Here is a 24232-nt window from a genome sequence, read left to right as displayed (position 1 = left end):
TCCCTCGGAAGTATGAGGTCTTCGAGCGGTCGCCGAGCCTAGGGTGAGGGCATGTTCGGATACCGCAAGAAGCTCCGCGCGGTGGGGGCGTCCTCACTCGAATGGGCCTCGACCGCCCCGGTGGCCCAGGACCCCGCGGTGCGCCACTACTTCTCGTCGCGCCTCAACTGGTTCTTCCTGTTCGTGGCGCTGGTCATGTACTCGGTTGCGTGGCCGACGCTCCCGATCACCCACTCGATGCCGGTGTTCGTGCTACCCGTGGTCGCTGCCTTCGCGGCCCTGCCGATCGCCCTCGCGTGGTCGGCCCCGTTGCTGGGGTGGGCGATCTCGGTGGTCTCCGCCCAACTCATCGGCATCGTCGTCCCGACCCGGGGCGGGTGGGAGCTGACGATCCAGGTCACCCACCTGATCGAACTGCTGGTCCTCACGTTCATGGCCTTCCTCAAGTGCCCGCTGCGATGGATTCCGGTGGTCTGGGTCTCGACGTCGATCGTCATCGCCTTCGCCGTGCAACCGACCGCGCGCGTCGGGTGGGTCTTCGGGATCTCGGTGCTCGCGGTCGTGGTCGCGTTGCTGCGCGGACTGATGGCTTCGCGCCGGCAGTTGGCGGTGCGCACCGAGCAGACCGAGGCCGCCGAAGCCGAGGCAGCCGTACTCCAGGAGCGGGCGCGAATCGCCCGGGACCTGCACGATGTGGTCGCTCACCGGATGTCGATGGTGGTGGTGATGTCACAGACCGCCAGATATCGCCTGCCGGATGTGAGCCCCTCTGCCGCAGCGGAATTCGACGCCATCGCCGAGGCGGCACGTACGTCCCTCGACGAGGTCCGACAGTTGCTCGGGGTCCTGCGCGTCGAGGGTGCGGATGCTTCGGCGGCACCCAATCCCGGCCTGGCCGAACTCGATTCGCTGGTCACCGAGACACGCCGCGCGGGTGCCGAGGTCGTGCTGAACCTGGCCATCGACGCCGACGACGTCGGTGAATCGGCCGCCCTGGTGATCTATCGGATCGTGCAGGAGTCGCTGGCCAATGCCACCCGGCATGCCCCCGGCGGGCGCGTGGACGTCGAGGTGAGGCGCGGGGACGATGATCTCGTCGACGTCGCCGTGGTCAACACGGCCGCGACCGCTGAACCATTGCAGATCGGCGGGAGCGGAGTGGGTATCCCCGGGATGATCGATCGCGCTCAGGCGGTGGGTGGTTCGCTGGTCGCCGCCCCCACATCGACCGGCGGGTTCGCGGTACGCGCTCGCATCCCGGCGACGCCGCGCCGGGACGTCGTCGTGCCCGAGCCGATCGTGACCTCCACGGGTTCCGGTGAGCCGTCGTCACGACGACGGTAGCGTGACGGCGTGCCGATCACCGTAGTCATCGCAGATGACCAGGCCATGGTGCGTCAGGGCTTTTCGGCGCTGCTCGCCGCGCAACCCGACCTCTCGGTCCTCGGCGATGCCGCCGACGGGGTCGAGGCCGTCGAGGTGTGTCGTCGGGTGCGTCCCGACGTCGTGCTGATGGATGTGCGGATGCCGCGCAAGGACGGACTGTGGGCCGCGGAGCAGATCCTCGCGTCGTCTGCCGAACCGCCCACGCGCGTGTTGATGCTGACGACCTTCGACATCGACGACTACGTGTACGAGGCGCTGCGCATAGGGGCATCGGGATTCTTGCTGAAGGATGCGCCCGCCGAAGAGCTGGTGCGAGCGGTCCGCGTCGTGGCCGCGGGTGAGGCGTTGCTGGCACCGTCGATCACACGGCGGCTGATCACCGAGGTCACCGCCAGGCGCCGGCGGCCGGCGCGGGATCAGAAGCTCGACACGCTCACCCCGCGGGAGCGCGAGGTGCTCGACCTGGTGGCCGACGGCAAGTCCAACGCGGAGATCGGCGCGGACCTGTTCGTGACCGAGCAGACGGTGAAGACCCATGTGAGCAGTCTCCTGAACAAACTCCGGCTCCGGGATCGGGCGCAGGCCGTCGTGTTCGCCTACGAGAACGGCATCAAGTGATTTCGCGACCAGCGCCGGGCTCGTCGGGGCACTAGATTGGGGTTGCTCGGGCAGGTTGACCGATGACGACAGGGAGGGTGGTCTCACCAGTGGCCAAGAGGTTCGGCATTCTGACGTCCGGGGGAGACTGCCCCGGACTGAACGCGGTCATCCGCGGCGCAGTGCTCAAGGGTGAGACCGTGTACGGCCACGAGTTCGTCGGCTTCCGGGACGGCTGGGCCGGACTGGTCTACGGCGACATCGTCGAATTGAGCCGGTCGACGGTCCGCGGCCTGTCGAACCAGGGCGGCACCATTCTCGGCACGAGCCGATTCGGTCCCTACTCCGAACCCGACGGCGGTCCCGAGAACATCAAGAAGGTGCTGAAGAACCTCGAGATCGACGGCGTGATCGCGATCGGCGGCGAGGGCACGGCGGCGGCGTCGAAGCGGCTGTTCGACGACGGCATCAACATCGTCGGGGTTCCCAAGACCATCGACAACGACATCGCCGCCACCGACTACACCTTCGGGTTCAACACCGCGGTGGAGATCGCGACCGAGGCCATCGACCGCCTCCGCACCACCGGCAACTCGCACAAACGGTGCATGGTCCTCGAGGTCATGGGTCGCCATGCCGGCTGGATCGCCCTGCACTCCGGGATCGCCGGCGGCGCCCATGTCATCCTGATCCCGGAGAACCCCGAGAGTCTCGACCAGATCTGTGCCTGGGTCACCAGCGTCAAGTCGCGCGGGCGTTCGCCGATGGTCGTCGTCGCCGAGGGGTTCAAGCTCCCGGAGATGAAGGAGGCGTACTCCACCAAAGGCCTCGACGGTTTCAACCGCCCCCGACTCGGTGGAGTGGCCGAGGTGCTCGCCCCGCTCATCGAGGAGCGGACCGGGATCGAGACCCGGGCCACCATCCTCGGCCACATCCAGCGCGGCGGCGTGCCGTCGGCCTACGATCGGGTGCTCGCGACCCGCATGGGGATGGCGACCGCCGACCTCGTCGCCGAGAAGGGCTGGGGGCAGATGGTCGCGCTTCACGGCACCGACATCGCCCGGATCACCTTCGACGAGGCACTCGGTGAACTGAAGACGGTGCCGTTGGATCAGTACAAGGAGATCCGGGTCATCTTCGGCTGAGCGACTCCGGGCCGTCAGGCCACCGGGGTGACCGTCGCGGCCGGCTCGCGCGGGATGATGATCCAGAGCGCCAGGTAGATCAGGACCTGGGGTCCGGGCAGCAGCATCGACAGGATGAACAGCACGCGGATGAGCGTCGGATCCCAGCCCCAACGTTGCGCGATACCACCGCAGACACCGCCCAGCCACGAGTTGCTGCGCGAACGCATCAGGCGGGGGCCGCTGTAGGCGGGTTGCGGGGTGGTCATCTCGTCCTCCTGTGTGGATTGTGGTCCGGCGTCGTTCGCCGGTGACATCCACGCTACGAGCGGGTCCGGCTCCCGGCATCGGTGATCACCCTGAACGTGCCCCTGGGATATCGCCGCATAAACTGGCCGCTATGACTTCCGCAGCCGTCGACCTGTTGGACTACGACGAGGTGCTTGCCGCATTCGATCCGGTGATGGGTCTCGAGGTGCACGTCGAGCTGGGCACCGCGACCAAGATGTTCTGCGGGTGCCCCACCGAGTTCGGCGCCGACCCGAACACCCAGGTGTGCCCGGTGTGTATCGGACTGCCGGGTTCGCTCCCGGTCGCCAACGCCAAGGCCATCGAGTCCGCGATCCGCATCGGCCTCGCGCTGAACTGCTCCATCCGGCCGTCGAGCGTCTTCGCGCGGAAGAACTACTTCTACCCGGATCAGCCGAAGAACTACCAGATCTCGCAGTACGACGAGCCGATCGCCTACGACGGTTTCCTCGACGTCGTGCTCGGCGACGGCACCACCTGGCGGGTCGAGATCGAGCGCGCCCACATGGAGGAGGACACCGGCAAGTCGCTGCACATCGGCGGCTCGACGGGTCGAATCCACGGCGCGAGTCATTCGCTGCTCGACTACAACCGCGCGGGCGTGCCGCTCGTCGAGATCGTGACGCGGCCCATCGAGGGCGCGGGGGAACGCGCGCCCGAGGTCGCCCGGGCCTACGTGTCGGCGCTGCGCGACCTGCTCAAGTCGCTGGACGTGTCGGACGTGCGTATGGACCAGGGGTCGATGCGCTGCGATGTGAACCTGTCGCTGAAGACGAAGGACGCCACCGAATTCGGTACGCGCACCGAGACCAAGAACGTCAACTCGCTCAAGAGCGTCGAGGTGGCGGTTCGCTACGAGATGCGCCGTCAGGCCGCCATCCTGGAGGCCGGCGGCGAGATCGTCCAGGAGACGCGGCACTTCCACGAGACCGACGGCACCACGTCGGCCGGGCGCCGCAAGGAGACCGCCGAGGACTACCGCTACTTCCCGGAGCCGGATCTGCCTCCGGTGCAGCCGGATTCGGCGTGGATCGAGGAGTTGCGGGCGAACCTGCCCGAGCTGCCGTGGCTACGTCGCGCCCGCATCCAGGAGGACTGGGGAGTCTCCGACGAGGTCATGCGTGACCTCGTCAACGTCGGCGCGGTCGATCTCATCATCGCCACCGTCGACGCCGGAGCAGCACCCGAGGCGGCGCGCGGCTGGTGGGTGTCCTTCCTTGCGCAACAGGCCAATTCTCGCGGAGTCGAACTCGCCGACCTGTCCATCACGCCGGCGCAGGTCGCCGAGATCATCGGGCTGGTCGACGAGGGCAGACTCACGACCAAGCTGGCGCAGCAGGTCGCGACCGCCGTCCTCGACGGTGAGGGTGAGCCCGCTCAGATCGTCGCCGACCGCGGCCTCGAGGTGGTTCGGGACGATTCCGCGCTCCAGAAGGCCGTCGACGACGCGCTCGCCGCCAACCCCGACATCGCCGACAAGATCCGCGGCGGGAAGGTCCAGGCCGCCGGCAAGATCGTCGGAGACGTCATGAAAGCGACTCGCGGACAAGCAGACCCGGCCCGCGTCAAAGAACTCGTCATCGCGGCCTGTTCCTGAGGGCGCAGCCCCTCTGCTCCCTGATCCGAAAGACGACATAACCATTGCTCCCTGAGGTGCGAGGAGCGCCAGCGACGAGCCACGAAGGGCCTGGTGAGACAGGTTGCGGAGCCCTTCGTGGCTCGCTTCGCTCGCACCTCAGGGAGCAGAGATGTGGACGCTCAAGAGTGTTCTTTCACGATCCACGACGGCCGCCCGGCCGCAGTTACTGAGGTGCGGGGAGCGCACGCCGCCGGGCCGAGCAAGCGACGAAGGAGCGCGTCGAGGTCGACGAGCCTTGAAGGGCGCGTCCCGGTCACGTCCGGTCGTTGCCACCGCCGGAGGGCAGGAAGCGGAACACGCGATCGTCGGTGGGCTTCGCTGAGCCCACCTCCTTGTTGACGGTCGCCACCTGCAGCAGCCCGTTGGGGAGCGCGGCCATCCGGCCGAGGGCGCCGTACCGCCGGTCGAGCACGACGGCCGGAGCGGTGATCGTCGGCTCCTCGCGAGTGGGCTCGTTGATGGCCTCGATGCGTTGGGTGCGCGTCGTCGAGACGAAGATGCTGCCCCCGGCGACCCCGCAACCCGCGATCTGTGGTCGGTCCGGCCACGTCCACAGCACCTTGGGTCCGCCTTCTTCGAGCACCTGCACGCGATCCTCGGTGGCCGTCTGGTCGGCGACGTAGACCGTCCCGGTGGAAGCGTTGGGACACAACGCCACCGACGAACCGAAACCGGATGCGAGGATCGCCGGGCGCGGGCCGTCGCCAGAGGTGAACGAGGTCACCAGCAGTACCTTGCCCGCGAGGGATGACGGATCGTCCGCGGCCGCGGGATTCCCGGCATTGCCGGTGGCGACGACGAGTTCGGTCGGGGACCGGAAGTACATCGCGCCCATGTTCCCGGTGGCGCCCTTGGGGATGCCGGTCAGGATCGGCTTGGGCACGTCTCCCGGTGCCAGGCGGACGATGCGGTTGTCCGAGGGGGTCGTGATGTAGGCGTAGATCAACCGGTCCTGAGAATAGGTGGGGGAGTAGGCGAAATCGATCAGACCGCCGTCACCGGACGCATCGACCGGCGTCTCTCCCAGGGTCCGGGCAGGACCGTAGCGTTTGGTCGTGATGATCTTGCCGGTCGTGCGTTCGGCGACGACGGTGACCTCGCCCTGCTCGTCGCCGGGCATCACACCGCCGGTGGACGCGAGGCACGTCGCGATCACCGCGGGGTCGGGGTCGACGCACGGGCCGGTCGGTGGCGGTTGCGTCTCGCGCGGGGTCTCCGGCGGTGGCGTCGGCTCGGGCTGGCCGCTCGGCCGGTTGTTCGGGCTGAACGCACCCGCCTCGCGTTGATTGTCCTGGGCGCTGAAGTCCGCGCAGCCGCCGACCAGCACCACGACCGCCGTCAGCACCGTCACCAGCACTCGCCACCGGGCCCACACCCGGCGGTCCGCCGTCGCGGCTGAACTCGTCCGGGCATCGTCGCGCGTGCCCGTCGGGCGCCCCTTCCACATGGCGTCCACAGTAATGGTGCTCCGGGTGACGGTGCCCCGAGCGTGGTGCCCCGACTCACCCCGTCGGGGTCCGGTGACCGCAGTCCGCGAGCCTCTAGAGTCGGGCGTGTGAGCGAACGCGACACGTCGGGCACCAGCGAGCGCGACACACCGGCGACGAGCCCCTACGACGAACCGACCGGACAGATCCCGGTCCCGGGCGGCGCGACCGGCGCACCCGGCACGGGACCCGGGGCGGGCAGTTCGCGTCCCGACGCCGGCCCGCCGACGCCACCCGCGGTGACCGACCGCGACGACTTCTACAACCGGCACGCCCGGCGGTCGCCGGCCCCCTACTCCCGGGTGGACGATCTCGACGACCTCGATCCCGGCGACGTCGAGACCCGTTCGGTCGCCGCTGGTCCGCCCGCGGCTCCTCGGTCCGGTCCGGCGCCGACGCGACCGGCCGCGACGACCGCGGGGCCCGGCGCCGGAACGGGTGCATCGTCCGATGACGACTTCGAGACCGTGCAGTTCGCCAAACAGCCCGGCCCCGTGCGTGTGCAGACCGCCGACGACGCGGTCACCACCCCGGAGCCCGCCCTGCCGCCGGTCGGCACCGCGCGCTATGACTTCGTCGATGACGACGACGATCTGATCTCCCGCGCCCGAGCGCACGACGCCGCGTCCGACACCGAAGTACTTGACGACGAGCCGCGCGGTCGACGTCGGTTCGGGCGGCGCCGAACCGACGACGACACCGATGATCGTCGCGATGTCGCGGTCGACGACGACCTCGAGGACGCGCTCGCGAAATCGCGACGCGGCACCATCGACCTGGGTTTGCTGCTGTTGCGTGTTGCACTCGGCGGCCTGGTCGGTGCGCACGGCCTGCAGAAGCTCTTCGGGTTGTGGAACGGTCCGCAGCTGAGCGGCTTCGAGTCCATGCTCGTCGACGCCGGCTTCACCGCCGACTACGCCCAGATCCTCGCGATCGTCGGTGCGCTCTCGGAGACGATCGGTGGACTGATGGTGATCCTCGGACTGCTGACCCCGATCGGGGCGTCGGCGATCCTCGGCACCATGCTCGTCGCCGCGGCCTACAAGATGTCGATGGCCGATGGCTTCTCGTTCTTCGCCGCCGCCGGCGGGGTCGAGTTCGAGCTCTTCCTCGCGGTGGCCGCGGCGGTCGTCATCCTGACCGGCCCGGGTCTGTACTCACTCGACTATCCACGGGGTTGGGCGCGACGGCCGTTCGTCGGCTCGTTCCTCTGGCTCATCGTCGGCGTGGCGGCAGCTGTCGCCGTCTGGGTCCTGGCCAACGGGAGCAACCCGCTCATCTGAGTCGGCACCGACACAGAACGCGGGGACGTATCGGAATCCGATACGTCCCCGCACTCTGTGCTGAGTAGTCAGTCGACCTGACGCACCGCGCCGCGGTCGGCAGACGTCGCGAGCTTGGCGTACGCGCGCAGTGCGGTGGTCACCGTGCGCTGACGATCCTTCGGCTGCCATGGCCGTTCGGAGGCCTCCATCTTGGCGCGCCGCTCGGCGAGCACCTCGTCGTCGACCAGGACCTCGAGGCGGCGGGTCTTGACGTCGATGAGGATCGGGTCGCCGTCCTCGACGAGTCCGATGGCACCACCCGACGCGGCTTCGGGGGACATGTGACCGACCGAGAGGCCCGACGACCCGCCGGAGAACCGGCCGTCGGTGATGAGGGCGCACTTCTTGCCCATCCCGGTGCCCTTCATGAAGGCCGTCGGATGCAGCATCTCCTGCATGCCGGGGCCGCCCGCGGGACCCTCGTACCGCACGACGAGGACCTCGCCGGCCTGGATGGTCTTGGAGAGGATGACCTGGACGGCGTCTTCCTGGCTCTCGACGACACGGGCCGGCCCTTCGAAGTGCCACAGGTCCTCGTCGATGCCCGCGGTCTTCAGGACAGCGCCGTCGGGGGCGAGGTTGCCGCGCAGCACGCACAGACCGCCCTCGACGGTGTAGGCGTGCTCGAGGTCGCGGATGCAACCGCCCGCGGCATCGGTGTCGAGCGAACTCCACCGGTTCGACGTCGAGAACGGAGTGGTGGTGCGGACGCCGCCCGGTGCGGCGTGGAAGAGCTCGACGGCCTCGTCGATCGCCTTGCCGCCGCGGATGTCCCAGTCGTCGAGCGCCTGGGCCATGGTCGGGGTGTACACGGTCGACGCGGTGTCGTCGAGCAGGCCCGCGCGGCGCAGTTCTCCGAGGATCGCCGGGATTCCGCCGGCCCGGTGGACGTCCTCCATGTGGTAGTCCGAATTCGGCGAGACCTTCGACAGACACGGCACGTTGCGGCTGATCTCGTCGATGACCCCGAGGTCGAAATCGGCGACCTCCCCTTCCTGCGCGGCGGCGAGGATGTGCAGGACGGTGTTGGTCGAACCGCCCATCGCGACGTCGAGGGCCATCGCGTTGCGAAACGCGGTCGGCGTGGCGATGTTCCGCGGCAGCACCGATGCGTCGTCGTCGCGATACCAACGTGTCGCCGCATCGACGACGACCGTGCCGGCGCGCGCGAACAGGGCGCGGCGGGCCTCGTGGGTGGCCAGCGTCGAGCCGTTGCCTGGCAGTGCCAGTCCGAGAGCCTCGGTGAGGCAGTTCATCGAGTTGGCCGTGAACATGCCCGAGCACGAACCGCACGTGGGGCACGCCGACCGCTCGACCTCGTCGAGTCCGGCGTCGTCGACAGCGCTGTTCGCCGACGCCGAGATCGTGGTGATCAGGTCCGACGACGGATGTGCGACATCGCCGACGACGACTGCCTTGCCGGCTTCCATCGGCCCGCCGGAGACGAACACCGTCGGGATGTTCAGGCGCATCGCGGCGTTGAGCATGCCGGGAGTGATCTTGTCGCAGTTGGAGATACACACCAGCGCGTCCGCGGTGTGGGCGTTGACCATGTATTCGACCGAGTCGGCGATGATCTCGCGACTGGGCAGCGAGTAGAGCATGCCGCCGTGACCCATCGCGATGCCGTCGTCGACGGCGATGGTGTGGAACTCCCGCGGCACGCCACCGGCGGCCCGCACGGCCTCGGCCACGATGTCGCCGACGTCTTTCAGGTGCACATGCCCCGGCACGAACTGGGTGTACGAGTTGGCGATGGCCACGATCGGCTTGCCGAAGTCGTCGTCGGTCATCCCGGTGGCGCGCCACAGGGAGCGGGCGCCGGCGGCTTCGCGGCCGACGGTGGTGGTACGTGACCTCAGAGCAGGCATGGGTTCCTCGAATCGATCGTGTGGCTCAGGCGGGCCCGGCGCGATCGGACGTGCGGTGACGGACCGGCGCCGGACTCTTCGGCTCAACACCGCGACCCCGGGTGTGTTCCCACGGGCTGTGGCCGGGGCGGAACTGTGTTGACGGGCGCCGCCTCGCTGAGGGTGGGCGTGAGGGAGCGCCGAGAAGCAGGCTACTCCGCTGTGACAAGGGGGCACAAAACGATTCGGACGGCGGCTCTGGCACGACCTTCCCGCCGCCGCCCGTGGGTCGGGATCAGATCCCCAGCACCGCCTTGGCGATCGAGAAGTAGACGAGGAGACCGGTGGCGTCGCAGAACGTCGAGATGAACGGCGTGGAGAACACCGCGGGGTCGACGCGGATCGACTTCGCGATCAGCGGCATCACGCCGCCCACGGTCGCGGCCAGGGTGCACACCGACAGGATCGTCAGTCCGATGACCGCGCCGATGTCGAGACCGTAGACGAGTGCGGCGACGGCGAAACCGGCGAGTCCGAGTAGCGCGCCCATGGTCAGTCCGACCCGGACGTCCTTGGCGGTGACGCGTGCGACGTCGCGCGGCGTGACCTCGTCGGTGGCGAGCGCGCGGGTCACGGTCGTCGCCGCCTGCGAACCGGTGTTGCCGCCGATCCCGGTGAGCAGCGGGATGAACAGCGCCAGCGCGACCCGCTGCTCGAGGGTGCCCTCGAAGATCTCCAGCACGTTGACGGTGAGGATCGCCGACACCGCGAGGACGAACAGCCACACGATCTGCGCCCGGGTGATCGACAGGATGGAGGACACCAGGTAGGGCTCGCGCAGCGGTTCGCGCGCTCCGGCACGCGCCTCGTCCGTGTCGCGGGCCTGCTCGACGACCTCGACGGCGTCATCGATGGTCAGGACGCCGACCAGGCGGCCGTCGCTGTCGACGACTGGCATGGCGAGGATTCCCCGTCCACACACCGCTGTGCGGTGGCCTCGGCGTCATCCTCGGCATGAGCGAACATCGGCTTGTTCATCAGGTCGTGGACGGGTTCGGCCGGGTCGGCCAGGAGCAGGTCGCGCAGGCTGACCACACCGCATAGCGAGCGAGCGCCGTCGAGGACGGGCACCGTGTACATCGTCTCCGCGGCGTGTCCGCGTTCTCGCACGCGGGCCAACGCGTCGCCGGCCGGTTCGTCCTCTCGGGCGTGGACGAACTCGGGACTCATCCGACGCCCCACCGAACCGCGCGGGTAGCCGAGAACCACCGCGGTCATGTCGCGTTCGGCCGGGGTGAGCTGCTGGATCAGCGACTTGGCGACGCCCGCGGGCAACTCGTCCAGCAACTCGGCGCGATCGTCGGGGTCGAGGTGGTCGAAGGCGGCGGCCACGTCCGCGGTGCCCAGATCGTCGATGAGGCGGCGCTGCGAGCCGGCCGACAGATCGTCGAACACCTCCACCGCGAGGTCCTTGGCCAGCAGACGGAACGCGACGCCACGGGATTTGTGGGGGAGCCGGTCGAGCAGGGCGGCGATGTCGCCCGCGGGCATCGCGGACAGCGTCGTCCCGACGTCTGCGAGGCGACCTGCCGAGATCAGTTCGTCGAGTTCACCGGCGTCGAATGTTCGGGTGTGCTCCACGGCCGCACTCTATCGCCGGGCGCGAGGTGAGGGTCACCGGACGGGTGCCGTCCGGGCGCGACGCCTACTCGGCGGAACGCGCCGCCTCGAAGGGGTCCGGGATGCGGCCACCACTGACGAGCGACAACGCGGGAAGATCGCGGAAGCCGATGGCCGGCAGACGAAATCGACTGCCATCTGTCAGGACTGCACGCACCGAACTCCACTTCGGGAACTGCAGTCCGGCGATGTCGGACCAGGCGATCTCGGTGGTCGAGAACATCCGCACCGAGGTGAGTCCGTTCTCGGTGACCACGGTCCGCAACCGGTGGATCCACAGCCAGACCAGGACCGGGACGATCAGGGCGAAGGCAAACCACGGGGAGGCGCCGACCAGGAGCACGACCACCAGAGCGGCCATCGGGACCGTGAAGTAGGCGGTCCGATTGATACGGAACGTCACCGGATAGTCGAATGCGACGTCGTCGGCAGGGGTCGCGCTGGTCTTCGGGTCTACGGGGTCGGTGGAATCAGTCGGCACCGTTCCATTGTGCCAACCGGCCCCGAGGTCCCTCGTCGACGGGTTCGTCGTGCCGCGCCGACATCGAGGTGCGCAGACAACCGACCCGACCAGTGATTTCCCAGATGGTGAGACGGTATGGTCCGGAGTTTGACTCAGAAGCGAACACAGTCCTACCGTGAACCCGTGATGCAGAACGGGATCCTCGTAGTAATCGGCTGGCGCGTCTTCGCCTGACCGGTCACCTCGCAGACCCCCAACCGGCATCGACGCGCCACCCTCGAACAGCGGAAGCTGTCGGGGGTTTTTTCATGCCAGGTACTTCCATCACCGATATCGGATTCCACAACCAAGATGAGGATCGTGCAGTGAGCGCACCAACAGCACGCACCGACGCCGGCCGCAACGAGCCGACGCGCAACGCAGGACTGCGGCAGCAGTCTCCGGCGGCGGGCAACCTCCGTGCGGTAACCCAGCACACCGTTGCTCCCGAGCGTGTCAGCGGCGCCCAGTCTGTGGTTCGTTCCCTCGAGGAGCTCGGTGTCGAGGTCGTCTTCGGCATTCCGGGTGGCGCGGTCCTGCCGGTCTACGACCCGCTGTTGGACTCGCAGAAGGTCCGCCACGTCCTCGTCCGTCACGAGCAGGGCGCAGGTCACGCCGCGACCGGGTACGCCCAGGTCGCCGGACGGGCCGGCGTCATGATGGCCACGTCCGGTCCCGGTGCCACCAACCTGGTGACCCCGCTGGCCGACGCCCAGATGGACTCGGTGCCGGTCGTCGCGATCACCGGCCAGGTCGGTCGCGCGCTCATCGGCACCGATGCGTTCCAGGAAGCCGACATCTCGGGTATCACGATGCCCGTCACCAAGCACAACTTCCTGGTCAGCCGGGCGATCGACATCCCGAAGACCATCGCCGAGGCGTTCCACATCGCCGAGAGCGGTCGTCCCGGCGCGGTCCTGGTCGACATCCCCAAAGACATCTTGCAGGCCCAGACCACGTTCTCCTGGCCGCCGCAGATCGACCTGCCCGGCTACCGTCCGGTGACCAAGCCGCACGGCAAGCAGGTTCGCGAGGCGGCCCGCATGATCAACGCCGCGAAGTCGCCGGTGCTCTACGTCGGCGGCGGTGTCATCAAGGCGAACGCGTCGGCCGAGCTGCTGGAACTGGCCGAGCTGACCGGCATCCCGGTGGTCACCACGCTGATGGCGCGCGGCGCGTTCCCCGACAGCCACCAGCTGCACCTGGGCATGCCCGGCATGCACGGCACGGTGGCGGCGGTCGCGGGCCTGCAGCGCAGCGACCTGCTGATCACCCTCGGCGCACGCTTCGATGACCGGGTCACCGGACAGTTGTCGTCGTTCGCGCCGAACGCCAAGGTCATCCATGCCGACATCGACCCCGCCGAGATCGGCAAGAACCGGCCCGTCGACGTGCCGATCGTCGGTGACTGCAAGGCGGTCATCGCCGAGCTCACCGAGGCGCTGCGCGAGGAGCGGGCGACGAGCGGCTCGACGCCCGACATCTCGCAGTGGTGGTCCTACCTCGACAACCTGCGTCGGACCTATCCGCTGAGCTACGACCGTCAGACCGACGGCTCGATGTCGCCGGAGTTCGTCATCCAGGCCCTCGGCAAGGCCGCCGGCCCGGACGCGGTGTACTGCGCCGGTGTCGGCCAGCACCAGATGTGGGCCGCACAGTTCATCTCCTACGAGAAGCCGCGCACCTGGCTCAACTCCGGTGGTCTGGGCACGATGGGCTACGCGGTGCCCGCCGCCATGGGCGCCAAGGCCGCCGACCCCGACGCCGAGGTCTGGGCGATCGACGGTGACGGCTGTTTCCAGATGACCAACCAGGAACTCGCCACCTGCGCGATCGAGGGCATCCCGATCAAGGTGGCGCTGATCAACAACGGCAACCTGGGCATGGTCCGTCAGTGGCAGACGCTGTTCTACGAAGAGCGTTACTCGAACACCGATCTGTCGACGCACTCGCGGATGATCCCCGACTTCGTCAAGCTCTCGGAGGCGCTGGGCTGCGTGGCCTTCCGCGTCGAGCGCGAGGAAGACGTCGACGAGGTGATCGCGAAGGCGCGGGAGATCAACGACCGCCCGGTGGTCATCGACTTCATCGTCGGCAAGGACGCCCAGGTGTGGCCGATGGTCGCCGCCGGTACCGGCAACGACGAGATCATGGCCGCCCGCGACATCCGGCCGCTGTTCGACGACGACGAGTCGGCGTCGGGTCCGGTGGAGATCCACCAGGCGATGGATGGCCATCAAACGGTCGACAACGCGCCGGCCGATCGCGCAAACCAGAAGGACGAGCAGTGAGCACCACCCATACCCTCAGTGTCCTGGTCGAAGACCGACCCGGCGTCCTCGCGCGGATCTCGGCGCTGTTCTCGCGGCGCGGATTCAACATCGAGTCACTCGCCGTGGGCCCCACCGAGCTCAAGGGCATCTCGCGGATGACCATCATGGTCTCGGTGGAGGACTTCCCCCTCGAGCAGGTCACCAAGCAGCTCAACAAGTTGATCAACGTGATCAAGATCGTCGAGCAGGACCCGGCGAGCTCGGTCTCGCGCGAGCTGATGATGGTCAAGGTGCGGTCGGATTCGACGGTGCGCACCGAGGTCATCGAGGTGGTGAACCTGTTCCGCGCCAAGGTGATCGACGTCTCGCCCGAGTCGCTGACGATCGAGGCCACCGGCACGTCGGAAAAGCTCGAAGCACTTCTGCGGATGCTCGATCCGTATGGAATCCGGGAGATCGCGCAATCGGGCGCGGTGACCCTCGGTCGGGGACCGAAGAGCATGTCGGCCAACCGCTGACAGAGAATCCCGCTGTCGTCGCGCTCATCTGAGCATCGGCGAGGAGCGACAAGGGAATTACGAATCCCGACGGATTCTTCAGAATCCGCCAGGGACACCACATATCGAAGGGAAACATAGTGGCCATCGAACTGTTCTACGACGACGACGCGGATCTGTCGATCATCCAGGGTCGCAAGGTCGCGGTGATCGGCTACGGCAGCCAGGGCCATGCGCATTCGCTGTCGCTGCGCGATTCCGGCGTCGACGTCGTGATCGGTCTGCGTGAGGGCTCCAAGTCGAAGGCCAAGGCCGAGGAGCAGGGCCTCAAGGTGCTCACCGCATCCGAGGCCGCCGCCTGGGCCGACGTGATCATGGTGCTGGCGCCCGACACCTCGCAGGCGAAGATCTTCACCGAGGACATCGAGCCGAACCTGCAGGACGGCAACGCGCTGTTCTTCGGCCACGGTCTCAACATCCACTTCGGCCTCATCAAGGCGCCGGAGAACGTGACCGTCGCGATGGTCGCCCCGAAGGGCCCCGGCCACCTCGTGCGCCGCCAGTTCGTCGACGGCAAGGGCGTTCCCGCGCTCATCGCCGTCCACCAGGACCCCAAGGGCGAGGGCCAGGCGCTCGCACTGAGCTACGCCAGCGCCATCGGCGGTGGTCGTGCCGGAATCATCAAGACCACCTTCAAGGAAGAGACCGAGACCGACCTCTTCGGCGAGCAGGCCGTGCTGTGCGGCGGCACCGAGGAACTGGTCAAGACCGGCTTCGAGGTCATGGTCGAGGCGGGTTACGCCCCCGAGATGGCCTACTTCGAGGTGCTGCACGAGCTCAAGCTGATCGTCGACCTCATGTACGAGGGCGGCATCGCGCGCATGAACTACTCGGTCTCCGACACCGCCGAGTTCGGCGGCTACGTGTCGGGCCCGCGGGTCATCGACGCCGACACCAAGGAGCGCATGCGCGGCATCCTCACCGACATCCAGGACGGCACCTTCGTCAAGCGCCTCGTCGCCAACGTCGAGGGCGGCAACAAGGAGCTCGAGGGCCTGCGCAAGGAGAACGCCGAGCACCCGATCGAGGTCACCGGCAAGAAGCTGCGCGACCTGATGAGCTGGGTTGATCGTCCGATCACCGAGACCGCCTGAGTCGCAGCGGTATTGCGCTGAACGCAGCGCCGACAGCGGGTCCGCACCGATGTGGTGCGGACCCGCTTGCGTCTCCGCACACCCACCCCTTTTCGGTAAACCCACCGGGGTCGCGGGGTGAGGAAATACCGAAAAAGGGTGGGTTCGGCTCGACGGGTTTAGTGTCGACCTGGTGGACAGCCAAGGGATCGTTCTGCCGCCGCCGGTCTATGTCGACGTCGACGGGGAGCGTTTTGCGACATATGTTCTCGAGCCGGCGGGGCACACCGACATCGATGTGGTGGTGTGCCACGGGACCCCGTGGTCGGCGTACGTGTGGGCAGGCGTGGCGCAACAGATCGGCCTCGGTCGCCGGGTCTTCCTGTGGGACATGCCCGGATACGGGCAGTCGATGGTCAGGGACGCACCGGTGGATCTGGCGACCCAGATGTCGAGATTCGCTGTGCTGCAGTCACAGTGGGGTCTGACGCGGCCGCACGTGATCGCACACGACATCGGGGGCGCGGTGGCACTGGGTGCGCATCTGCTCCACGGTCGCGAGTACGCGTCGTTGTTCCTCTGGGACATCGTGACTCTGGATCCGTGGGGGTCACCCTTCTTTCGACTGGTCGCCGACAACACCGAGGTCTTCGAGCAACTTCCCGACCCCTTGCACGCGGCGTTGGTGCGCGAGTACATCGCCGGTGCCGCGCGGCATCGCCTGACCGACGATGACCTCGACGAGCTGACTCGTCCGTGGCTCGGCGGGGCCGGCAAAGGTGGGTTCTATCGTCAGATCGCGGCATTGCGGCCGGAGCACACCAGACCCGTCGCGGAACGCCTGGCGCAGGTGCGGTGCCCGACACGGATCGGCTGGGGCGCCGACGATCCGTGGATTCCCGTCGAGCAGGCCACGCAGCTACGAGACCTCCTGCCCGACCGCCGCGACCCCGTGATCCTCGACGGTGTCGGACATCTCGCACCGCTGGAGGCGACGGCAGCGGTCACCCGGGCGATCGAGGACTGGCTCGGGGCGGTGACGTGACCGCGGTGACCTCACCGACGACGCCGCGGCTGCCGGAAGTTCTCCGGTAGCCGCGGCGGTGATCGTGATCGTCACATGGCGTGTGCAGGCAGACCCCGTTCCCGTACGTGGGCAGTCTCGAGTCCGGACCGCCGGGAGACGATGTCGACGAGTTCGTCGTAGGTGCGACACACCACCGCGGAACCGGTGGGGGCGCTGACCACCCATCCCGAGGGGATGGCCCGAACATGGTCGCGGCGCAGCAGCTCCGACATCCGCCGGGCCACGTCCGCACGCCGGCGAGGCCCGGACACGAACTCCGCGGCCCAATCCGGCGGTGCGCCTGCGCAACCTCCGCACATCAGGGCATCACGTCGCCGGAATTGGGGCCGAGTACCTGCCCGACGAACAGGTTGCCACCCGGATCGGAGGCGAGGAGCACGGCTGCCGGTGCGATCTCCTCGGGCCGGCCGAACCGTCCGAGGGGGAGTTCGGCGCGCTTGTCTCGCTTCCACCCGTCGTCGATGCCCTCGACCATGGGGGTGTCGATCGGACCGGGTGCGATGGCGTTCACGAGCACGCCACGTCCCGCGGTCTCGAGCGAGATCGACTTCGTCATCGCGATCACGCCAGCCTTCGCCGCGGCGTAATGCGCCAGCGAGACACCGCCTTTGATACCCAGCTGCGAGGCCACGTTGATGATGCGCCCGGCGCCCTGGGCCAACATCGGCCGCAGCGCCGCCCGGTTGCACAAGAAGACGCTGGTGAGATCGATGTCGATGGTCTCGCGCCACATCTCGGTGGACATGTCCACGGTCGGCGACTGGGTGAGGATGCCGTGTGAGCAGACGAGGATGTCGAGTCCACCGTCCTCGTCGACCATCCGCGCGACCAGCGCATCGACCTCGGGCTCGGATGTCGCATCCAGAACGACCCCGCGCCGGGCGCCGACCTCGTCGGCGACTGCGGTCACCCGATGATCGCGATCCGCAAGCGTCACAGTGGCGCCCTCGGCGAGATAGGCCGACGCGATCGCACGCCCGATTCCCGACGCCGCGCCGGTGACCAGAGCGCGCCGGTCCCGGAGAATTCCGGTCATGTCAGATCCTCTCTTTCAGCCCGTTGTTCAGTCGCGCATAGCGGTGGTCAGTGCGCCGTCGACGACGATCGCCTGACCGCTGACATAGGAGGCCTGCGGACTCGAGAGGAAGGCGATCACCTCGGCTACCTCCCGTGGATGGCCGACCCGACCCCAGGGGATGTAACCCCCTGCCCGGTCCAAGCCCTCGGGGCCGAGCGAATTGACGGCGTCACTCGACTGCGGAGTTCGGATGAGGCCGGGGATGATGGCGTTCGCGCGGATGCCCCGGGGCCCGTATTCGACGGCGAGACTTCGAGCCAGACCGATGATCCCGGCTTTGGCCGTCGCGTAGTGGGCGTGGTTCTGCCAGCCGTAGACACCGCCGGCGATCGACGAGATCACGGTCACCGATCCGCCTTCGGTCATGTGGCGCAGTCCGGCGCGAGCCGTCCGCATGACGCCATGCAGGTCGACGGCCATCATGTCGTGCCATTGTTCGTCGGTGATGGAATCGAACGAGGCCTCGCGGAGGATTCCCGCGTTCGCGACCGCGATGTCGAGCCGTCCCCACGCCGACACGAGGTCCGCGGCGAAGGCGTCCACCGACTCGGTCGAGCGCACGTCGACCTCGACGATCCGCCCCTGTCCACCGGCGTCGCTGACGTCCCGCAGCGTCGTCTCCGGATCGTGCGGGTCGCCCGGGAATGTCCCGATCCCCACGCGCACGCCTCGTTCGGCCAGGCAGACCGCGGTGGCGGCGCCGATGCCCGAAGCGGCGCCGGTGATCATGGCGACGGCCGGGTCGGTCATGCCTGTGCTCCTGCCGTCGTCGTGGGGCCCGCGGGCACACCGGCCTGCGGCGGCGTGTCGGCGACCTTGCGTGCGCCGAGCACGATCACCGCCGACGCGATGGCGCCGAGCGCACCGACCCAGAGCGCGGCGGTCGAGTAACCGACCGATGCCGCGGTGAGACCGGTCAGGATGAAGCCCGAGATGATCGCTCCGGGTTGCGACATCGCGCCGATGAAGGCACTTCCCGTTGCGCGACAATCGGTGTCGAAGCACTCCGCCTGGAAGAACATGATGGCGGCGTACGGGCCGAGGAGGAAGAACAGGCCCATCATGTAGGTCACGAGCACGAAGATCTGACTCGACGGTCCGAGCAGCATCGCGCCGAAGAACAGACCCGAGAGCAACCAGCCGACGGCAATGGTGTTGCGCCGCCCGAATCGGTCGCCGGCCCAGCCGTGCGCGAGGTAACCCGCGACCGCGACCAGATTCGACAGCACCACGAGGATGAGGGTGCTCGAGGCGTCGATCCCCTTACCCTTCTCCAGCACCGTGGTACCCAGGACCGAGAAGGTCTGGATCGCGAACCAGTTGAGCAGCCAGGCCAGGGACAACACGACCGTGTTGCGCAGGTGCTTGCCGGTGAAGATCCGTTTGAAGGGTGCCGAGGTCTGCTCGACCGTGGCGGTCGCGGCCGCGAGGGCCTCCGCCTCGTCGTGCTTTCCGGCCTTGCGGAGTTGCTTGACCGCGTGCTGCGCCTCGAATTGCGGGCTCTCCTTGAGGGTGCGGCACACGAGGGCGACGATGACCGCGGGAATGGTGGCCAGCAGGAACGCGATCCGCCAGGAGTCCGCGCCGAAGATGGCCGTCACGATGGCGACGAATCCGGCCGCGAGCAATGCGCCGGCCGGCCAACCGGTCTGGACCATCGAGTAGACGAACCCACGACGCTTCTTGATCTTCTCGTCCTCGGTCAGCTCGTAGAGCTCGTTGAGATACGTGGCGTTGACCGACTGCTCGGCGAGGCCGAGGCCACTGATCGCGCGGACGCCGATCAGCGAGGTCGCGCCGAACGTCGCCGCCGTGGCCGCCGACGACGCCGCGGTACCGCCGACCGAGATGATCATGCCCTTGCGACGTCCGAGCTTGTCGACCATGGGACCCACGAGGAGGACCACGATCGCGGTGCCGACGCTCACCAGGGTGGAGACCAGGAGTGCGTGACTGGTCGACCAGCCGAACGACTCCTCGATCCGCGGGAGCAACGTGCCGAACAGGATGAAGTCGTACACCGCGATCGTCCAGGCGAAGAACGCGATTCCGGACGCGCGTCGGGTCTCCTTGCCGGTGACACGACGCAGCCCCGGGGGTGGGGTGGTGGATTGAGACATGGTTGTGCTCTCTTGCTCAGTGGGATGTGCGAAGCCGGCGCGTCATCGGGTCGGCATAGGGGAATGGGCGGTGCGGCAGTCGGCGGCCCGGAAGTCAGCGGCGCGGCGAGCGCTTCTTGAAGTCTTCGGCGATGGTGTCGAAATCCGCCCAACGGATACCGTCGTGCGAATTGATGTGCTCGATCAGGCGCTCGAGCATGAGCAACACCTGCGGCCGGCCGGAGACGTCCGGGTGGATGGTGAATGTGAAGACGGCGTAGTCGCTTTCGCGATAGACCCAGTCGAACTGGTCACGCCACATCTCCTCGATGTGTCGCGGATTGACGAATCCGTGGCTGTTCGGGCTGCCCTTGATGAACATCATCGGGGGGAGATCGTCGAGGTACCAGCTCGCCGGGATCTCGACCAGGTCGGTCTCCTCACCGCGGACGAGCGGTTTCATCCATTCCGCGGCCGGCTTGTCGTAATCGATCGGGGTCCATGAGTCACCCACCCGGACGTAGTACGGCTCGAAGTCACGATGCATCAGCGAGTGGTCGTAGGTGATCCCGCGCTCGACGAGCAACTCGTTGGTGACCTTGCTGAACTCCCACCATGGCGCGACGTATCCGGTGGGCCGCTTGCCGGTCCGAGTGCTGATCAGATCGATGCAGTGATCGAGGATCTCCGATTCCTGCTCACGTGTCATCGCGATCGGGTTCTCGTGACTGTATCCGTGCAAACCGATCTCGTGTCCCGCGGCGACGACCTGATCGAACTGTTCGGGGAATGTCTCGACGGAGTGCCCCGGCCAGAACCAGGTTGCCGGGAGATCGTATTTCGCGAGCAGGTTGTTGAGGCGGGGGACGCCGACCTCACCCGCGAACACTCCGCGAGAAATGTCCCCGGGAGAGTTCTCGCCGCCGTATGAGCCGAGCCAGCCGCCGACCGCGTCGACGTCGATGCCGAAAGCTACGAAGATTTCCTTGGCCATTGTTTCAGTCCTCCTTGGTGTTCGGGAGCTCGTTGTCGTGGATGAGGGTCGTGTGGATGTCGGTGGAAACGTCGGAATTCGATGCCCGGTTCGGCGACACATCTGCATATGTCTCGATCAAGTGGGCGAGGGGCTGGTCGCGCGTCCGGCCGGTGGACAGCAACAGCGCCAACAGAATCCGTGCCTGCGTCGCAGGCAGGCCGGAGACGGGTGGGACGCCGGCGCCGACCAGATCCGCACCGCCGCCGTTGCCGTAGACGCCGCGGACGGGTCCGGCCGGTACACGGGTGGACAGGACGAGCGCCAGGCCGTCATCGACGAGGTCGGCCGCGGCTTCGACGATCGCCGGGTTGCCGTTGCCGATACCGGTTCCCGCCAGCACGATTCCGGCGGCGCCGCAGGCCGCAGCCGCGCGCAGCAGCGCGTCGTCCGCACCGGGATAGACGTCGACGAGATCGACACGCGTGTCGTCGAATCCAGCATCTGGGCGTGGCAACGGGTCGGGTCGCGGCGCCGTGGGCCCGAAGCGGACCTGCCCATTCGTCACCTTCCCCGACGAGGCAGAGACGACGGAGCGGAATGCATCGAGTGCGGTCGTGTGGATCTTTCGTGCCCCCCGGGCGGGGATGATCTGTCCGGCGAAGACGATCATGACGCCACGGTCGCGGGCGGTCGGCGTCGCGGCGACGCGGACGGCGTCGGTGAGGTTGCCCGGACCGTCACCGTCGGCGTTGTCGCCGGCCCGTTGGGCACCCGTCAGGACGACGGGACGGGGATCGTCGTGGACGAGGTCGAGGAGGATCGCAGTTTCCTCCATGGTGTCGGTTCCGTGCGTGATCACCACGCCGTCGACCCGTTCCGTGGACCGGGTGAGAAGTGCGCCGACCGCGTCACTGATCTGCCGCAGATGTCCGAGTGTCAGCCGGTAGGAGCCCACCGTCATCAGATCGACCGTCTCGATCTCGATGTCGTCGAGGCCCGCCCGTTCGACTAGTTGCGCGGCGGTCTTGGTCGCCACGACCCCGGCGTCGGTGGCCTCGGAGGCAATGGTGCCGCCCGTGGCGACGATGGCGATCCGCGTCATCGGTTGCGGCTCGAAGGTGTGGTGAGGCCCCCGATGGCGGGAGCGATTCGGATGACTGTGACGTGCATGACGTGAAGTGAAGCACAACCCAAACGTTTGACGCAATCGTTTGTGTAACTTCCGCCAAACGAATGTGTAAATCGCGACGTAACAGAAGTCGTTGGGTACGCTGTGGGCCATCGACGAGAGAGGGCCGGGTTGAGAAAGCCAGTACAGGGGACGGCGAGGGGGCCGCTGACACTCCGCATGATCGCCACCGAACTGGGGGTCAGCCCGTCAACCGTGTCCCGGGTGCTCAACACGCCCGGCGACGCCGCGCTCCGCTGGGGGTCCTCCGACACTGTCGCCCGGATACGCGCATTCGCCTCCGAACATGGCTATTCGCCGAACCCCCAGGCATCGAGCCTGCGGACCCGTCGCTCCGGACTGATAGGCGTACTCGTACCGCGGCTACAGGACTACGTACTCGCCACCATCTACGAGGGAGTCGAGGAGGCGGCCTACGACTCGGGACTCTCGACCTTCGTCACCAACTCACTGGACAAGCCCGATAATCAACGCTCGCGGACCCGCATGATGATCGACCGCCGTGTCGATGGCCTGATCTACGGGGACGCTCATCTCGATCACCACTTCCTCGACGAGATCTATTCGGAGGGAGTCAAATTCGCGCTCGTGTCACGAACGGCGGGGGACTATCCCTCGGCGACGGTCGACGACGTCAAGGGCGGACGGCTGGTCGGTGGGCATCTGTACGACACCGGGCGGCGAGATGTCGCGGTCCTCGCCGGCTGGGAGTTCGCGTCCACCGCACGTGACCGCACCAACGGCATCGTGACCGCGTTCGCCGAACAGGGCGTCGAGATCCCGGACGACCGTATCGTCTATTCGGGTTTCGACCCGGCCGGCGGTCGTGCCGCGGTCGAGCAGCTGCTGGAGACCGGGTCGGTGCCGGATGCCATCTTCGCGACGAACGACTTCGCTGCCATCGGAGCCTTCGGGGCCCTGCGCGATCGCGGGATCCGGGTACCCGATGACGTTGCACTCGTCGGTTACAACGACACGCCCATCGCAGCGGGCGGGGCCGTCCCACTGACCACGATCCGGTCGCCCATGCACGAGATGGGCAGACGAGCGGTTGGCTTGCTGCTCGAGGTCATCGGCGGCCGGACGCCCGAGTCGGTCGTGCTCGAGCCTGAGCTGATCATCCGATCGAGCAGCACCTCCGTGAGCGAGCAGGCGGGCGACCCGCCATCCGTCGAGGCCTGACGGGCGAACACCACATGCAGCGGCGTCGCGTACGTCACCCCGGACACGACGACGCCCCGGAGGGAAACCATCCGGGGCGTCGGTGGGGGTGGGACCCAGAGTCGTCAGGCGACCCGGAATCCCTTGTAAGCGTCGAGCGAAGCGATCCGCTTCAGGATCGGCTGGATGTTGGTGCCGGTCTCGGGGCCGAGGCAACCGAGGAAGTAGTAGGCGTTCACCATGCCCACCAGCCGGTCGCCGACGACCACGGGGCTACCGGAGTCACCTTCGATGACGCACATCTGGCTGACGTGCACGTCGCCGTCGGAGAACCAGGCGATGCCGCAGGTGTTGCCGGTGGTCCGGCCTTCTTTGCAGGCGATGGTCGGGAAGGCGAGCGGCGCCTGGTCGACCGAGCGGATCGTCACGCCGCGGACCGTGCGCAGCGGCACGACTCGCGAGGCGTCGAGTTCGACGATCGCCATGTCGAGATCCGGCGCGGTGTAGGTGATGGTGCCTGCCTGGCCGCGGTCCTGGAACGTCTCGGAGTAGACCTTCTGGCCGGGAGTGCCACAATGTCCCGCGGTGACCCCGATGAGCTTGTTGGTCTTCGAGCGGCCGATGGTGGTCAGGGTGCAGGCCGCGGCCGAGTTGCCGCCCTTGAGCACCAGGATTCCGGACCCGCCTCCCATGAAGATCTTCGCCGGTGCGGCGACCGCGACGCCCCCTCCCCAGCCGGCCAGCACCGTCGCAGTCAAAACCGCCAACAGTACTGTCAGCTTCTTCGTCATCCGCACTCCACTTCTCGGGTCAACCAGTTCTCGATCACGGGCATCGCCG

At 67.7% G+C, this 24232-nt stretch carries 21 protein-coding genes and 1 pseudogene; 10 read left to right on the top strand and 12 right to left on the bottom strand.

Annotation, left to right across the window (positions count from 1 at the left end; translation table 11 throughout):
* The first annotated feature begins 51 nt into the window (after positions 1-51).
* From B1818_RS12580 to B1818_RS12570, 3 genes are all read left to right on the top strand, one after another.
* Positions 52-1344 (top strand): sensor histidine kinase, encoded by a 1293-nt coding sequence (locus B1818_RS12580; protein WP_058252150.1) that lies wholly within the window; start codon positions 52-54, stop codon positions 1342-1344.
* A gap of 9 nt (positions 1345-1353) precedes the next feature.
* Positions 1354-2004: a response regulator transcription factor gene (locus tag B1818_RS12575; protein WP_058252149.1), complete on the top strand. Its 651-nt coding sequence runs from the start codon at positions 1354-1356 to the stop codon at positions 2002-2004.
* Positions 2005-2093: 89 nt separating this feature from the next.
* Positions 2094-3128: a 6-phosphofructokinase gene (locus B1818_RS12570; RefSeq protein WP_078112933.1), complete on the top strand. Its 1035-nt coding sequence runs from the start codon at positions 2094-2096 to the stop codon at positions 3126-3128.
* Positions 3129-3142: 14 nt separating this feature from the next.
* Here the strand turns inward: B1818_RS12570 and B1818_RS12565 are convergent, their stop codons facing one another.
* A complete protein-coding gene (locus B1818_RS12565; RefSeq protein ID WP_058252197.1) occupies positions 3143-3376 on the bottom strand; it encodes a PspC domain-containing protein in 234 nt (77 codons plus the stop codon).
* Positions 3377-3507: 131 nt separating this feature from the next.
* Here B1818_RS12565 and gatB point away from each other — a divergent pair, with 131 nt between their 5' ends.
* Positions 3508-5013 carry an Asp-tRNA(Asn)/Glu-tRNA(Gln) amidotransferase subunit GatB gene (gene gatB, locus B1818_RS12560; RefSeq protein WP_078112932.1) on the top strand — a complete coding sequence of 502 codons (1506 nt, stop codon included), beginning with the start codon at positions 3508-3510 and terminating at the stop codon, positions 5011-5013.
* A 295-nt stretch (positions 5014-5308) separates the two neighbouring features.
* Here the strand turns inward: gatB and B1818_RS12555 are convergent, their stop codons facing one another.
* On the bottom strand, positions 5309-6412 hold the full coding sequence (locus tag B1818_RS12555) for a PQQ-dependent sugar dehydrogenase (RefSeq protein ID WP_058252196.1): 1104 nt from the start codon (positions 6410-6412) through the stop codon (positions 5309-5311).
* A 198-nt stretch (positions 6413-6610) separates the two neighbouring features.
* Here B1818_RS12555 and B1818_RS12550 point away from each other — a divergent pair, with 198 nt between their 5' ends.
* Positions 6611-7825 (top strand): DoxX family protein, encoded by a 1215-nt coding sequence (locus tag B1818_RS12550; protein WP_078112931.1) that lies wholly within the window; start codon positions 6611-6613, stop codon positions 7823-7825.
* Between the two features lie 68 nt (positions 7826-7893).
* Here B1818_RS12550 and ilvD read toward each other — a convergent pair whose 3' ends face one another.
* The 3 genes and pseudogenes from ilvD to B1818_RS12535 all read right to left on the bottom strand — a co-directional run bounded on the left by ilvD (position 7894) and on the right by B1818_RS12535 (position 11878).
* Positions 7894-9738 (bottom strand): dihydroxy-acid dehydratase, encoded by a 1845-nt coding sequence (ilvD, locus tag B1818_RS12545; RefSeq protein WP_078112930.1) that lies wholly within the window; start codon positions 9736-9738, stop codon positions 7894-7896.
* 274 nt (positions 9739-10012) lie between these two features.
* Positions 10013-11358: pseudogene (gene mgtE / locus B1818_RS12540) on the bottom strand (magnesium transporter).
* 64 nt (positions 11359-11422) lie between these two features.
* Positions 11423-11878, bottom strand: a complete 456-nt coding sequence (locus tag B1818_RS12535; RefSeq protein WP_078112929.1) for a PH domain-containing protein — start codon at positions 11876-11878, stop codon at positions 11423-11425.
* 347 nt (positions 11879-12225) lie between these two features.
* On the opposite strand from B1818_RS12535, the gene B1818_RS12530 reads away from it, so the two are divergent.
* The 4 genes from B1818_RS12530 (at position 12226) to B1818_RS12515 (ending at position 16847) form a co-directional block, all read left to right on the top strand.
* Positions 12226-14190, top strand: coding sequence for an acetolactate synthase large subunit (locus tag B1818_RS12530; RefSeq protein ID WP_058252142.1), 1965 nt, complete (start codon positions 12226-12228; stop codon positions 14188-14190).
* Complete coding sequence (ilvN, locus tag B1818_RS12525; RefSeq protein WP_058252141.1) at positions 14187-14690, top strand: acetolactate synthase small subunit; 504 nt, start codon at positions 14187-14189, stop codon at positions 14688-14690. The genes B1818_RS12530 and ilvN overlap by 4 nt, the downstream gene beginning before the upstream one ends.
* A gap of 119 nt (positions 14691-14809) precedes the next feature.
* Positions 14810-15823, top strand: a complete 1014-nt coding sequence (gene ilvC / locus B1818_RS12520; RefSeq protein ID WP_058252140.1) for a ketol-acid reductoisomerase — start codon at positions 14810-14812, stop codon at positions 15821-15823.
* A 172-nt stretch (positions 15824-15995) separates the two neighbouring features.
* On the top strand, positions 15996-16847 hold the full coding sequence (locus B1818_RS12515; protein WP_078112928.1) for an alpha/beta fold hydrolase: 852 nt from the start codon (positions 15996-15998) through the stop codon (positions 16845-16847).
* 71 nt (positions 16848-16918) lie between these two features.
* Here the strand turns inward: B1818_RS12515 and B1818_RS12510 are convergent, their stop codons facing one another.
* The 6 genes from B1818_RS12510 to B1818_RS12485 all read right to left on the bottom strand — a co-directional run bounded on the left by B1818_RS12510 (position 16919) and on the right by B1818_RS12485 (position 22144).
* A complete protein-coding gene (locus B1818_RS12510) occupies positions 16919-17101 on the bottom strand; it encodes a hypothetical protein (protein WP_065632750.1) in 183 nt (60 codons plus the stop codon).
* Positions 17102-17187: 86 nt separating this feature from the next.
* A complete protein-coding gene (locus B1818_RS12505) occupies positions 17188-17925 on the bottom strand; it encodes an SDR family NAD(P)-dependent oxidoreductase (protein ID WP_078112927.1) in 738 nt (245 codons plus the stop codon).
* A 27-nt stretch (positions 17926-17952) separates the two neighbouring features.
* The gene (locus B1818_RS12500; protein WP_058252137.1) at positions 17953-18717 is read right to left on the bottom strand and encodes an SDR family NAD(P)-dependent oxidoreductase; all 765 of its coding nucleotides are present in this window, start codon (positions 18715-18717) and stop codon (positions 17953-17955) included.
* Positions 18714-20087, bottom strand: coding sequence for an MFS transporter (locus B1818_RS12495; RefSeq protein ID WP_058252136.1), 1374 nt, complete (start codon positions 20085-20087; stop codon positions 18714-18716). Before B1818_RS12495 ends, B1818_RS12500 begins: the two co-directional genes overlap by 4 nt.
* A 94-nt stretch (positions 20088-20181) precedes the next feature.
* Positions 20182-21060, bottom strand: a complete 879-nt coding sequence (locus B1818_RS12490) for a polysaccharide deacetylase (RefSeq protein ID WP_058252135.1) — start codon at positions 21058-21060, stop codon at positions 20182-20184.
* Between the two features lie 4 nt (positions 21061-21064).
* Positions 21065-22144, bottom strand: a complete 1080-nt coding sequence (locus B1818_RS12485) for an asparaginase (RefSeq protein ID WP_078112926.1) — start codon at positions 22142-22144, stop codon at positions 21065-21067.
* Between the two features lie 198 nt (positions 22145-22342).
* Here B1818_RS12485 and B1818_RS12480 point away from each other — a divergent pair, with 198 nt between their 5' ends.
* A complete protein-coding gene (locus B1818_RS12480; RefSeq protein ID WP_323055845.1) occupies positions 22343-23413 on the top strand; it encodes a LacI family DNA-binding transcriptional regulator in 1071 nt (356 codons plus the stop codon).
* Positions 23414-23517: 104 nt separating this feature from the next.
* Here the strand turns inward: B1818_RS12480 and B1818_RS12475 are convergent, their stop codons facing one another.
* On the bottom strand, positions 23518-24183 hold the full coding sequence (locus tag B1818_RS12475; protein ID WP_078112924.1) for a trypsin-like peptidase domain-containing protein: 666 nt from the start codon (positions 24181-24183) through the stop codon (positions 23518-23520).
* Positions 24184-24232 lie beyond the last annotated feature (49 nt).

Origin of the sequence: Gordonia sp. IITR100, from assembly GCF_002009645.1 — a bacterium.
GTDB lineage: Bacteria > Actinomycetota > Actinomycetes > Mycobacteriales > Mycobacteriaceae > Gordonia > Gordonia hongkongensis.
This window is presented reverse-complemented; position numbering and strand designations above follow the sequence as displayed.

Bases quoted from the DNA above. Each gene is read 5' to 3' on its own strand.
- B1818_RS12475 (WP_078112924.1), bottom strand. From the start codon at position 24,183: ATGACGAAGAAGCTGACAGTACTGTTGGCGGTTTTGACTGCGACGGTG.
- B1818_RS12580 (WP_058252150.1), top strand. From the start codon at position 52: ATGTTCGGATACCGCAAGAAGCTCCGCGCGGTGGGGGCGTCCTCACTC.
- ilvD (WP_078112930.1), bottom strand. From the start codon at position 9,738: ATGCCTGCTCTGAGGTCACGTACCACCACCGTCGGCCGCGAAGCCGCC.
- B1818_RS12495 (WP_058252136.1), bottom strand. From the start codon at position 20,087: ATGTCTCAATCCACCACCCCACCCCCGGGGCTGCGTCGTGTCACCGGC.
- gatB (WP_078112932.1), top strand. From the start codon at position 3,508: ATGACTTCCGCAGCCGTCGACCTGTTGGACTACGACGAGGTGCTTGCC.
- B1818_RS12565 (WP_058252197.1), bottom strand. From the start codon at position 3,376: ATGACCACCCCGCAACCCGCCTACAGCGGCCCCCGCCTGATGCGTTCG.
- B1818_RS12490 (WP_058252135.1), bottom strand. From the start codon at position 21,060: ATGGCCAAGGAAATCTTCGTAGCTTTCGGCATCGACGTCGACGCGGTC.
- B1818_RS12485 (WP_078112926.1), bottom strand. From the start codon at position 22,144: ATGACGCGGATCGCCATCGTCGCCACGGGCGGCACCATTGCCTCCGAG.
- B1818_RS12505 (WP_078112927.1), bottom strand. From the start codon at position 17,925: ATGACCGGAATTCTCCGGGACCGGCGCGCTCTGGTCACCGGCGCGGCG.
- B1818_RS12510 (WP_065632750.1), bottom strand. From the start codon at position 17,101: ATGTCGGAGCTGCTGCGCCGCGACCATGTTCGGGCCATCCCCTCGGGA.
- B1818_RS12500 (WP_058252137.1), bottom strand. From the start codon at position 18,717: ATGACCGACCCGGCCGTCGCCATGATCACCGGCGCCGCTTCGGGCATC.